Origin of the sequence: uncultured Sulfitobacter sp., from assembly GCF_947500075.1 — a bacterium.
GTDB lineage: Bacteria > Pseudomonadota > Alphaproteobacteria > Rhodobacterales > Rhodobacteraceae > Sulfitobacter.
The window spans coordinates 674,525-687,054 of the sequence record NZ_CANMQS010000002.1 but is presented as its reverse complement, the minus strand read 5'-3'; the positions used below and the strand labels follow the sequence as shown (position 1 = coordinate 687,054).

Here is a 12,530-nt window from a genome sequence, read left to right as displayed (position 1 = left end):
TGAAGTCATTAAAACGATCACATTTTTTTGGAGATTTTTCCGATGCCAGCTTATCAACAGTCCATTGTCGCGCAATGGAACGAAATCAATTTGGAAGCGATCCGTGAGGGGTCCGCCCTGCCCACGGCAACCACCTATCAACTGCATCTGGTCAGCGCCGCTGTCTATGATGCCTGGGCTGCATTCGATGCCGATGCCAGCGGGCATTATTCCCAGATCGAGACGCCGCTTGCCAACACAGAAGCCAACAAGGCCGAAGCGGTCAGCTTTGCCGCCTATGCAGCACTCAGCGCGCTTTACCCGGCCCAGCAGCACATCTTTGACGACTTCATGGCGGCGCTTGGGTATGACCCCGCAGACGCCAACAGCGACCCGTCAAACCCCGCAGGACTTGGCACACTTGCCGCGCGGAACGTGTTTGAGGCGCGCCAGAATGACGGGTCCAACTCTGAAAACGGGTACGCTGATACAACCGGATATACGCCGATCAACGATCCGGAGCCGGGATCAGACGGGGCACCGGGGGGTATGGATTTCGATCCCAATCACTGGCAGCCACTGCGCGTGCCCACGGGCACGGTCACCAACGAAGCGGGCGTGCCGATCATCGATCCCAATGATCCGTCCAGCTATGTCGATCAGATCGCGCTGACGCCGCATTGGGGCGGCGTGGACAGCTTTGCGATGGATGACAATACCATGTTCCGGCCCGACACCCCGCCGCAGCTCGGGGATTTTTCAGAATATGTCGATGGGGCGGGCAATGTCACCACGAACGATCAGGCCTACCGGGATCAAATCGCGGAAGTAGTTGAAATGTCTTCCGGTTTGACCAATGAACAAAAGGTCATCGCAGAGTATTGGGCCGACGGTCCGCGCACGGAATCCCCTCCCGGACACTGGAACCAGATCGCCCAGGATATTGCACTGCGCGATGGTCACAACCTCGACATGGATGCCAAGATGTTCTTTGCGATGAACGCTGCGATCTTTGACGCAGGGATCGCGACCTGGGAGGCGAAATACCACCACGATTATGTGCGCCCCCAGTCAGCCATTCGCGACCTCTATTACGATCAGGAGATCGACGCCTGGGCCGGTCCCAACCGCGGGACGGAGACCATCCTTGGGCAGTTCTGGCAGCCCTATCAGAACGTGACATTCGTCACACCACCGTTCCCTGAATATGTCTCCGGGCATTCCACCTTCTCCATGGCGGCGGCAAAGACACTGGCGGCCTTCACCGGGTCGGATGCGTTTTATGACGGTGTGACATTGGGCAACTACGACCTGGATACGGTCGAAGGTGTTGATCTGATGGGACAATATGTGACATCCGAGCTTGCCTTTGAAGAATTTGGCGAAACCGATCCACCGGTCGTGTTGCAGTGGGACACCCTTACAGAAGCCGCCGAAGAAGCCGGCATTTCGCGGCTCTATGGCGGCATCCACATCCAGGACGGAAACCTCAACGGCCTCAAGGTCGGTGAGCAGGTTGCCGAGAACGCGCAGGCCTATTGGGAAGCGTTGTTTACGATGGGGGGTGACGATGCCTTCCGCGTGGACATCCGCGGCGGTCTGACACTGGCCGGGGGCGGTGATGACTTCATCCGTGGATGGCGTGGCGATGATGAAATCAAGGGTCAGGCGGGCAACGACACGCTCACCGGCGCTGCCGGGTATGATACGCTGGATGGTGGCTCAGGCGATGACCACCTTGCGGGCGGCTGGCAGAAGGACCTGCTGATCGGTGGCACGGGCGATGATACGCTGGACGGCGGTCAGGCCGGTGACACGATGTTCGGCGGGGACGGCAATGACCGTCTGCTTGGCGGACGCGGCAACGATGTGATGATGGGGGGCGACGGCGACGATCATCTGATCGGCGGCCGGGGTGCCGACACGTTGTATGGCGAAGACGGATCAGACATCCTTGTGGGCAGCCGTGGCCGTGATGTCTTTGTTTTCAATAGCGAAGACACTGGTGTCGATGCGATCAGAGGTTTCCAGATCAACCGGGACGTCATTCAGCTGGACGGATTCACGGGCGCACCGCAGATTGACAGCGAACCCGGTGTCGACGGTGAGGTGGAGCTTGGCCTCTACCGTTCCGGGACGGGCTGGACATTGACCGCCAACGATGTGGACATTGTCGTGATTGAGGTCGAAGTCGGCACGATTTATCGGTTGGATCACATTTCAATCACCACTGGCGAAGAGATCTTCTGAACAAACCTCAACTAAACCTTGATGTGCCGCCTGCGCTTTGGGCGGCACATTTCTTTTGTGCGCCGCTGTAAAGAATGTCTGCCGCATTCAGTGCCGGGAAATGCGCCTGTTTTGCGCTTCCCGGTTCAGCGCCTGTTCCAGCCCCAGCAACACCTCCGTTGGCGGGGGCGCCATGGCGCTGGCCCGGCGTTCAACATAGCGGCGCAGCAGATGGGTCCGAAACTGTATCTCATCGGTTTGCGACGCGATTTTCCGGCCAAATGCGCCCAACATCTCATTGGTGTCTTTCAGCCCAAGCACGGCGGAAGTGCAGATGTTCAAAAGCGGTGCTGCAATGTCTTCCAGCACCTTGGTGGCAATCGCCTGCCCTTCTTCATGCACCGGATCGTCAAATCCGATCTCTGGCGCGAGGGCGTGATTGATCCCGCCGACGAAGGAAAGAAAGCGCATGATGATGTTGATCGCCCCATCCGCCAGACGGGTGGCCATCACATGGATGCCGCGCAGGGTCAGCCCGGCGACTTCGCACAGAAACTCAGGCAGGGAGAGCACCTCGGTCTTGTAGGAGAGTTTTGACAGGCAATCGTCCAGCGCACGCACCAGCGGGGCCGCAAACGCATGGCGCAGTGTCACCCCTTCGCCAAAGGACGTCCGGTTATTGAACGTGCTGCCCTTGATCTCACATGAGCGGACCAAAGTGGGTTCATTCCGGCGCGCGATCAAAGAAATGATGAAGCGGCGGCCGTTTGTACCCGGCTCGCACTGAACCAACGCGTTTTTTTCAACCATAGTGCAATCTTCCCAAAAACTGTCTTGTCTTGCGCAATCTATAGAAAAGAGAGGTTGATAATCCGTGAATGACGATCGGTTAACCAATTGAAAAGGTGTTTTAATAGAGAATGGAAAGGACCGCAGTGCGCCGCGGCGCGGCAGGCTTGCATCAGGCTCAATGGCCCACAATATAAGCGGTATTGTCTTGGCCTGTTTTCAAGTTATGGTAGCACCAATTCATGGGGGGCATATGCCAGATTCAGATACTGACAATCTGACGATTATCGGCATCGGTTCGTCTGCCGGTGGTCTGGAGGCCATTCGGTCGCTTGTCGCAGCACTGCCACCGGATGCACCGGTGTCCTACGTCGTGGTGCAGCACATGTCCCCGCATCATGACAGCCTGATGACTGCACTGGTGTCGCGCGATACCAAACTGGAAGTCCGCGATGTGAGAGACGGCATAAAGCCGGAGCGCAACGTCATCTACATCACGCCGCCCAAGGCGGATGTGCTTTATGAAAAAGGCCGCCTGCGGCTGGTTGACCCCAGCACCGAGGTGGCCAGCCCCAAACCATCCGTTGACCGGTTCCTGACCTCGCTTGCGCAGGAACACGGCGACAAGGCGATGGGGATCATCCTGTCCGGCACCGGCAGCGATGGCGCCTATGGCATTCAGGCGATCCGGGAACACGGGGGCATCACAATCGTACAGGACGTGGAAAGCGCGAAATACGACGGGATGCCACAATCCGCCGTTCAGACCGGCTGCGTTGATCTGGTGCTCAGCCCGCCAGAGATCGGCAGCCACCTGACCAAGATCCTGAACGCCGCGCGTGATTTCAAGGAATTCCGGTCGACCAATCTGCCCGATACGCCGACCTCGGACCTGTTGCAGATCCTGCTGGCCCACACCCGCGTGGATTTTCGCGACTACAAGCAAACCACCATCGGACGTCGCATTCGCCGCCGCATGGTCGCGCTGAACATTGAAAGCGAAGAAGAATACACGGAATTCTGCCGCCACAACCCCTCGGCTGTGGATGCGCTGTTCAAGGATCTGCTGATCTCTGTCACCCGGTTCTTCCGCGACAAGGAGGCGTTCGATCAACTCAAGGCGATCCTGCCGAAACTGGTTGAGCGTCAGGGCAGCACGCAGCTGCGGGTCTGGGTGGCCGGCTGCGCCACGGGGGAGGAAGTCTATTCCATCGCCATGGCCCTGTGCGAAGCGCTGGAATGCATCCCGGCGGAGTTCAAGTCCAAGGTCCAGATATTCGCCACCGACATCGACAACGCCGCGCTGCGGGTGGCGCGGCAGGGGCAATACAACCTCTCTGCGCTCAACGACATTCCCAAAGCGCTGGCGGACAAATACCTGGTGCGATCAGCGGATTCCGTGCGGGTGATTGAACCTTTGCGCTCCGCGATCCTGTTTTCAAACCACAACGTCTGTCAGGATCCGCCATTCCAGCGGGTTGACCTTCTGTGCTGCCGTAACCTGTTGATTTACTTCGGACATGCGCTGCAACGCAAGGTGTTGGGGCGGTTCCATTATGCCATGCGTCCGGATGCGCTGCTGTTTCTGGGAACGGCGGAGAGCGTTGCGGGATCGGATGAATTGTTCGTTCAGCACCGTGAAGCGGCCCATGTGTTTGAGAAACGCAACATCCGTTCAGCAGGTGCAGCAAATTTCAGCATGCCGAACATGGCACCAATGCGCGCCAACCGCGCTGCCACCATTGTCGATCATGGGCCGTCTACGGACAGACAGCTGTTGCAGGCCCTTGCCCAGTCGCTGGGTGACAATTCCATTCTGGTGACCGATGAATACTCCATCGCGCAGGTCTTTGGGGATGTCAGCGCCTATATCTCGGTGAACAACGCCAGCAACCTGCGGATGCACGTCGATCTTCTGCGCAGCCCCCTGCGCGAAGAAGCCCGCAGCCTTGTGGCGATCGCTTTGAAAAGCGGCAAACGCCGGTCGGGTGTGCGCCACTTGCTGGCAGACGGGAACAGCGACCGGCTGCGGCTGGACGTCTACCCGATGATCGCCTCTGAAATCAGCGAAAAAGCCGCGCTGATCGTCTTTACCCCGCTGGAAGCGGAAGAGCCGCTGACCCTGTCGAACACGCAGGAAGCCAACGGCGCCACCGCGCGGGACGAACGCATCTCGATCCTGGAGAACGAAGTTGCAACCACACGGGAAGCCCTGCAGCAAACCATCGAAGAGCTGGAGACCTCGAACGAGGAATTGCAGTCACTGAACGAGGAGCTGCAATCGACCAACGAGGAACTGCAAGCCACCAACGAAGAGCTGGAAACCTCAAACGAGGAATTGCAATCCACCAATGAGGAACTGATCACCGTCAACGAAGAGCTACAGGTGACAACGACTGAATTGACCGAACGCTCAGCCGAGCTTGAATCGGTGTTGAGCAGTGCACCCTTGGTCATCATGGTCACCGACACGGCGTTGCAGGTCACGCAGGCCACCCTTGAGGCGGTTGAGATGTTCGGCCTCAGCTCTCCGGCCAGCGGGCCGCACATCAGCCAATGTGTGCTGCCCGACGGGTTCCCCGCGCTGTCTCACTTGTGCAGTGAAACCATGCAGCGGGGCGAAAAAACGGTCCGCGACTTCGTATCAAACGGGGCACAGGTCACGCTGATCTGCTCTCCTTCGTTCAACACCAATGGCAAGGTGTCGGGTGTGACCCTTGTTGTCTCTACCTTTCCGGGACTTGCGGATGAGATGGATACGCTGCTCAAGACCGAGGGCATCTATGTCATGCAACGGTCCAAGCAGGGTGAAATCCTGCGCGTCAGCAACGCCTTCGCGAAGTTCCTGCATGCCCGACCCGGTGCTTTGATCGGAAAGAAACTGGCCGAGTTCATTGATGAGGCCGAGACGGACGAAATCAGCGCGGATGATCGGGCCTTCCTCAGCAGCGGTATGGCCCATGCCACGGAGCTGCGGCGTATGCAGTCCCATGACGGGCAAGAGATCAAATGGCTGGCAAAGCAGAAGTACCCCTTGTGGAACGACAAGCTTGAAGATCAGACGATCTATACCGTTGCCACCGATGTCACCGAGGTTGTACGGGCCCGCAATGCCGCCGAAGCGGCCACGTCGCAAATCGAATTGCTACAGGATGTGGCGGGCATCGGATACTGGAGCATTGACGTCCTTGAAGGCACGGTCGGATGGTCGCGCGAGGTTCACCGGATCCACCGCACCGATCCGGAGACCTTTGTGCCGACACTTGAGATGGGGTTGAGTTTCTACCACCCTGACGACGTGGACGAGGTCACCAGCATCGTGGAAAAGGCGCTTGAGAACGGCGAAGCTTTCGAATTCAGGAAACGCATCATTGCCGCTGACAAAACCGTTGTGGAGATCGAATCCCACGGGATGGCCATTCAGGACCCCGAGGGGCATACGGTCAAGATTGTCGGGGTTTTCCGGGAAGTTTAGGCTCAAATCGTCCATTGGGGACGCCGCGGTGGCGCCCCCAATAGGATTTTCGATCAGGCCTCAACGGCTTTCATGAAGCGGTCCCGGATCACGACGGGATCCATGGTGATCACGGGCAGCTTGATGTTGCCGCTTTCGCATTTCACCACGATCACGGTCATCTTCTTGCTGTCGATGGCCTCTTGCAGGACTTTGCCGGTATCCACGTCCTGACAGGTCACCACATTCTCACAGCCGCAGGCCGCCGCCACCGCTTCGAGCTTGGTCTTCTTGCCCGCATAGGTCGGCTGATCCCCGGTGGAGCCGTAAGACCCGTTGTCGATGATCATCAGGATGAAGTTATCCGCCACATTGTTGGCAATCGTCGGCAGCGTGCCGAGGTTGGTCAGCACCGAGCCGTCGCCATCGATGGAGATAACGGTCTTGTCTTGGGCCAGCGCCAGTCCCAGACCGATGGAAGACGACAGTCCCATCGTGCCGAGCATGTAGAAATTGCGTTCGTTGTCGTCGATCATGTGCAGCTCCTGGCTGGGCAGACCGATGTTGCAGACAACAAGGTGGGGGTTCAGGATGGGCGCGATCTCGCGCAGGATTTCAGAACGGATCATTGGTCGCCGTAGCCTCCCCAGAAGTTGGCGTCGGTCAGGATCGCGACCGGCTTGTTGCACATGAAGGTGTATTTGAGGATGTTATCAAACTCCTCAACGTCTTTTTGCCAGTGAAAATGGTAGGTTGGGATGTTCATCTGGGCCAGCAGCGCCTTGGTGTGCACCGCCATTTCGACCTGACAGGCCACCGGTTCACGCAGTTCACCCCGGTAGCTGATCAGCATCGGCAGCGGCATGCGGTAGTATTGCGTCAGCGTGGCCAGCGTGTTGATCGTCACGCCAATCGCGGTGTTCTGCATGATGATCATCGGGCGTTTGCCGCCCATCCATGCGCCCGCGCACAGCCCCATGCCTTCGTCTTCCTTGTTGGCGGGGATGTGGAATATCTCGTCGCGTGCCTCAACCTCGTCGATGACACCGGCCAGCTGTTTGCAAGGCACGGTGGTCACAAAAGAGACGTCGTTTGCAATAAGATCATCCGCGATCTTTTTGTCTATGTTCATGTGCTAGGTATCCCCAAGTCCTTGTTTAAGTTGATATCTGTGGTTTCACGACTGCCACGGGAGCAGAATGATCTTTGGTGTTGCGGTGCGGCCTGCACGCAGGTCGGCAAAGGCGGCGGCCCCTGCATCCAGCGGGCGTTCCTCGGTCCAGTCCAGCGGGCCGAGCGCGCCCTCAAAAAGTGCTGCGCAGGTGTCGCGGAAGTCTTGCGCGGTGTAGGTGTAGGTGCCGATGAAGGTGATTTCCTGCAAGGTCAAGCGGCGGATATCCAGACCGCCCAGATCCTCGCCCAGACCGATGTGCACAATCACCCCGCCCGGACGGCACATGGCCGAGGCCGTGGCGCGGGTGGCGGCATAGCCCACCGCATCCACAACAATGCCATGGCTGCCCTGCGCCTCGGCCACGCACTCCAGCCCGCATTCGGTTTCAAGATAGGCCCGCCGGGTTGCGTTGGGTTCCACCACGATGACCCGCGCCACGCCCATCGCCTGCAGGCTGAGCGCTGCGGCCACCCCAATCGCCCCGCCGCCCAGCACCAGCGCGTCGCGGTCGGCCTGGGGGTGCAGCGCCTCCAGCCCAAGTCGGACGGCATGCCAGCTGACAGCCAGCGGTTCGGCCAGCGCGGCTTTGGTCAGGGGCACCGCATCGGGCACGGCAACCAGATTGCCTTCGGGCATGCAGACATATTGCGCGAAGGCCCCCTCGCGGGGCGGCATGGAGATGATCTGTCGCGACGGGCACAGGTTTTCCCGTCCGGTTTCACAGGCCGGGCATGTGCCACAGGTGACCAGCGGATTGATCGTCACCCGTTCGCCGTCACGCGGCCCGCCGATGATGGTCCCTGCCCCCTCATGGCCCAGGATCAGCGGCGCGGGTCGGCGGTCGTCATGACCCAGGTAGGCGTGCATGTCAGAACCGCAGATGCCCACGGCATCAATGCGGATAAGGACTTCACCCGGCTGCGGCGCAGGATCGGCCGCGTCGCGGAAGCCAAGGGTTTCGGGGCCGTCGTAGATGAGCGCTTTCATTTGGCGGTGAATCCTCCGTCTACCATCAGGGTCTGGCCGGTGACATAGGCGCTGGCATCAGAGCACAGGAACAACAGCGGCCCGTCCATGTCAGACATCATACCGTTGCGCCCCACGCAGGTTTGCGCGGCATTGCGCGCGGCCCGGTCGGGGTCGTCGAAGACGGCTGCGGTCAGTTCGGTGGGAAAGAAACCGGGACCGATGGCGTTCACCATGATGCCTTTGGACGACCAGGCTTCGGCCATGGCGCGGGTCAGTTGGCTCACGCCGCCTTTGGTCGCCCCATAGGCAATCCCGCCGGGAAAGGCGCGGGTGGATTGCAGGGAGGCGAAGTTGACCACCCTGCCCCAGCCTTTGGCGGCCATTGCGGGCGCGATCGCTTGCGTCAGGAAGAACGGTGCGGTCAGGTTGATCGCAAGCGTCCGGTCCCAGCCGTCAGGCGTCACGTCATCGGCGGCTTCACGGGTGTTCAGACCCGCCGCGTGGACGATGATGTCAGGCGTGCCAAACGGCGCGGAAATCGCCGCCACCGTCTGGTGCAGCGCGTCGCGGTCAGCCACGTCAGCAGCAACGCCTGCCGCGTTTTCACCGGCCTGCGCTGCCCATTCTGCCAAAGCCTCCGCCCGGCGCGCCGTGCCAACGACGCGCGCGCCTGCCTGCACCAGGACGTCAGCGGCATGTCGCCCCAAACCGGAGCTGGCACCGGTGACGCAAGCCACCCGTCCCTCAAGCCGGAAAAGGGCGGCGGGGTCAGTCATAGGGCGTCAGATCGAAGTTTTCGGTTGGGAAATACTTCGCCAGACGCACATCCGCGGCGCGGGCGTGCCCTTCCATGCCTTCAAGGCGGGAAATACGCGCTGTGGCAAGAGCGACGGGTTTTGAGCCTTCCTGCGTGGCGCGCTGCCAGGTGACGATCTTCATGTATTTGTGCACCGACAGGCCACCGGTGTAGTTCGCCGCCCCGGAGGTTGGCAGCACGTGGTTGGTGCCGGCAGCCTTGTCGCCATAGGACACGGTGGTCTCTTCACCGAGGAACAGAGAGCCGTAGCAGGTCAGGCGGTTCAGCCACCAATCCAGATCAGCCGCCTGCACGGTAAGGTGCTCTGGCGCGTAATCGTCTGATGTGGCTGCCATTTCCTCACGGTCGGCGCAGACGATGACTTCCGCATAATCGCGCCACGCGGCGGTGGCGTTTTCACGGTTCACATCCGGCAGATCATCAATCAGCGCAGGGATCCGGGCCATGACGTCTTCGGCCAGCGCACGGCAGTCCGTGACCAGCCAGACGGGAGAGTTGTAGCCATGCTCTGCCTGGCTGACGAGGTCGGTTGCCACGATATGCGCGTCCGCGTCCTTGTCAGCAAGGATCAGGCTGTCGGTTGGGCCTGCGATCATGTCGATGCCCACGCGGCCAAAAAGGCTGCGCTTGGCTTCGGCGACGAACTGGTTGCCGGGACCGACGAGGATGTTCGCCTTGGGCAGACCAAACAGGCCGAATGTCATCGCGGCTACACCCTGCACACCGCCCATGGCCATGATCTTGTCCGCGCCGCAAATATGCGCAGCGTAAACGATGGCCGGGGCCACACCGACGTCGGGGCGTGGCGGGGAACAGGCGGTGATGTGGCGGCAGCCTGCAACTTTGGCCGTGGTCACTGTCATGATGGCCGATGCGATGTGGCTGTAGCGGCCACCGGGGACATAGCAGCCTGCGGCGTCGACGGGGATGGCTTTCTGACCTGCGATGAGGCCGGGCACCACTTCGTATTCCACATCTGCGACGGTGGATTTCTGTTTTTCGGCAAAGCGTTTGACGTTGTCATGGGCAAAGCGGATGTCGGCCTTGACCTTCTCCGGCACCAGATCGGCGGCAGCGGCGATCTCTTCCTCGGTCAGCAGGATGTTGCCTTCGTATTTGTCGAACTTGGCGGCATATTCCATCGCGGCCTTGTCACCGCCTGCTTCGATGTCCTGAAGGATGGTGTTGACGATGTCGCGTACTTCAGAGGCATCTGATTTCGCGGTAAGCGTGGCTTTCTTGAGGTATTCGCGCGCCATCTGTCGCTGTCTCCCGAATGTTGAACTGTTGGGTGCTGCGGCTTGCCCCTACGTCAGGGCGAGTCGTCTCCTGTCACGTTTAACGGGTGGAAATGGCTGGATGCAAGCGCTTTCATCAGTTATATCCTTCCCATTACAGCAATCCAGGGCTTTTTCGCTAATCGCAAATAAGTCATTCAGGTTTCTGAAAGTCGCAGTATGGTAGACTCCTTATGACCCCCACGCTGGAAGATGTCGCGAAACGCGCAAAAGTCTCAACCGCGACGGTCTCACGGTGTTTGAATACGCCGGAGAAAGTTGTGGAGGCGACCCGTGCGCGGGTGATGGAAGCGGTGGAAGCGCTGGGCTATTCGCCGCACTTTGGCGCGCGGGTCATGGCAGCCAAACGCACCAACACCATTGGTGCAATCATCCCCACGATGGAAAACGCGATCTTTGCCGAAGGGTTGCAGGCCTTTCAGGAAACGCTGAGTGCTGCGGGATATGATCTGCTGCTGGCGTCATCCTCCTATGATCCCGATCAGGAAGCCGCGCAAATCCGGTCGCTGGTGGCGCGGGGGGCGGATGGGTTGTTGCTGATCGGGCATGAGCGGACAGCGGGGATCGAGGGATTTCTGGCGCAACGCGGCCTGCCGGTGATTGTGGCCTGGGCCTATGATCCGGGTGCTGTGCTGCCGTCGGTCGGGTTCGACAACTACGCGGCCATGCAGACGCTGGCGCAGGAGGTTTTGGCACAGGGGCACAGCCGCATCGGCTATATTACCGCACCGGTCGGGCAGAATGACCGCACGCGGGCGCGTATGCAGGCGATCAGGGACGCGGCGGCTGGGGTTGAGGTCACAGTGCGCGAGGCCCCCTACGGAATTGAAGCGGGGGCCGAGGCCTTTGCCGCGCTGATGGACACGGCCCGCCCGCCCACGGTGATCATGTGCGCCAATGACGTGCAGGCGGTGGGCGCCCTGACGCAGGCGCGCGAGATGGGTCTGCGCGTGCCGGAGGATGTATCGATCACCGGGTTTGACGACATGGCCCTGTCACGGGTGGTCCAACCTGCGCTCACCACGGTACGGGTGCCGCATAACGCGATGGGTCGCGCGGCGGCGGAAATGCTGATCGGCATCGTGGAGCGGGGGGAGAGCCCTGCCCCGGTCTGTCTGGAAACACGGATGATGCGGCGCGCGTCGCTCGCGCCGCCTAGCTCTTAGCAGCCTGCGCGTCGCGGGCGGTGCCGTAGGTTGGCAGGTCAGCCACCGTCTTGCCATGAGCCGCCATCAGCGTATCGCGGACGTAGGCGATATGCGCGGTTTCCTCAATGATCTCAGCAAGATACTGCGCTGCCGTCAGGGTCTTGCCGACGCCAATGGTGCCGTGGTTGGCCAGTACAGCAGCCCGGATGCTGGTGTCCTGAAAGAAGGGAGAGATTTCCACTTCGGTCTGCGGCCCGCCGTTGTCTGACAGCGGGATCAGCGGCATGCGGCCAATCTTTTCAATCGTTTGTACCGTCAGGCAGGGTATCTCCAACCCCGCACTGGCAAAGCCGGTGGCCCAGGGGCTGTGGCAATGCACAATCGCATTGATGTCAGGCCGGATGCGGTAGAGATCGAGGTGGAAATCCAGATCCTTGGACGGCTTGAAGGACGACGGCTCAATCCTGCCGTCCAGATGCACCACTTGCAGGTTGTCGCGGCTGCATTCTGCAAACCCCACACCAGAGGGTTTGATCACAATCGCATCACCGCTGGACAGGCGCACCGACAGGTTGCCGCCCGCGTTGGTCTGGAGTTTCAGGTCAAAACACCGCCGCGCGGACCAGATCAGCGCGTCCTTATTGGCTTCGATATCGGAGGGGTCAAGCATCTG

At 60.2% G+C, this 12,530-nt stretch carries 10 protein-coding genes; 3 read left to right on the top strand and 7 right to left on the bottom strand.

From position 1 onward, the window contains the following. Positions 1-42 precede the first annotated feature (42 nt). The gene (locus Q1A91_RS08300) at positions 43-2,229 is read left to right on the top strand and encodes a DUF6851 domain-containing protein (protein WP_299875577.1); all 2,187 of its coding nucleotides are present in this window, start codon (positions 43-45) and stop codon (positions 2,227-2,229) included. 87 nt (positions 2,230-2,316) lie between these two features. Here the strand turns inward: Q1A91_RS08300 and Q1A91_RS08295 are convergent, their stop codons facing one another. Continuing rightward, on the bottom strand, positions 2,317-3,018 hold the full coding sequence (locus Q1A91_RS08295; protein WP_299875574.1) for a hypothetical protein: 702 nt from the start codon (positions 3,016-3,018) through the stop codon (positions 2,317-2,319). 232 nt (positions 3,019-3,250) lie between these two features. On the opposite strand from Q1A91_RS08295, the gene Q1A91_RS08290 reads away from it, so the two are divergent. After that, on the top strand, positions 3,251-6,472 hold the full coding sequence (locus Q1A91_RS08290; protein ID WP_299875571.1) for a chemotaxis protein CheB: 3,222 nt from the start codon (positions 3,251-3,253) through the stop codon (positions 6,470-6,472). Between the two features lie 53 nt (positions 6,473-6,525). Here Q1A91_RS08290 and comE read toward each other — a convergent pair whose 3' ends face one another. From comE to hisD, 5 genes are read right to left on the bottom strand one after another with little or no spacing between them, the layout of a single operon-like run. Then, on the bottom strand, positions 6,526-7,080 hold the full coding sequence (gene comE / locus Q1A91_RS08285; protein WP_299875568.1) for a sulfopyruvate decarboxylase subunit beta: 555 nt from the start codon (positions 7,078-7,080) through the stop codon (positions 6,526-6,528). Beyond that, a complete protein-coding gene (comD, locus tag Q1A91_RS08280; protein ID WP_299875565.1) occupies positions 7,077-7,583 on the bottom strand; it encodes a sulfopyruvate decarboxylase subunit alpha in 507 nt (168 codons plus the stop codon). Before comD ends, comE begins: the two co-directional genes overlap by 4 nt. Positions 7,584-7,628: 45 nt before the next feature. After that, positions 7,629-8,612: an alcohol dehydrogenase catalytic domain-containing protein gene (locus Q1A91_RS08275; protein ID WP_299875561.1), complete on the bottom strand. Its 984-nt coding sequence runs from the start codon at positions 8,610-8,612 to the stop codon at positions 7,629-7,631. After that, positions 8,609-9,370: an SDR family oxidoreductase gene (locus tag Q1A91_RS08270; RefSeq protein WP_299875558.1), complete on the bottom strand. Its 762-nt coding sequence runs from the start codon at positions 9,368-9,370 to the stop codon at positions 8,609-8,611. Before Q1A91_RS08270 ends, Q1A91_RS08275 begins: the two co-directional genes overlap by 4 nt. Beyond that, positions 9,363-10,670 (bottom strand): histidinol dehydrogenase, encoded by a 1,308-nt coding sequence (gene hisD, locus Q1A91_RS08265; protein ID WP_299875555.1) that lies wholly within the window; start codon positions 10,668-10,670, stop codon positions 9,363-9,365. Before hisD ends, Q1A91_RS08270 begins: the two co-directional genes overlap by 8 nt. Before the next feature lie 212 nt (positions 10,671-10,882). Between hisD and Q1A91_RS08260 the strand changes: the two genes are divergently transcribed. Next, positions 10,883-11,875: a LacI family DNA-binding transcriptional regulator gene (locus tag Q1A91_RS08260; protein ID WP_299875552.1), complete on the top strand. Its 993-nt coding sequence runs from the start codon at positions 10,883-10,885 to the stop codon at positions 11,873-11,875. Here Q1A91_RS08260 and Q1A91_RS08255 read toward each other — a convergent pair. Next, on the bottom strand, positions 11,865-12,527 hold the full coding sequence (locus tag Q1A91_RS08255; protein WP_299875549.1) for a class II aldolase/adducin family protein: 663 nt from the start codon (positions 12,525-12,527) through the stop codon (positions 11,865-11,867). The two genes, Q1A91_RS08260 and Q1A91_RS08255, sit on opposite strands and share 11 nt — an antisense overlap. Between the last annotated feature and the right edge of the window lie 3 nt (positions 12,528-12,530).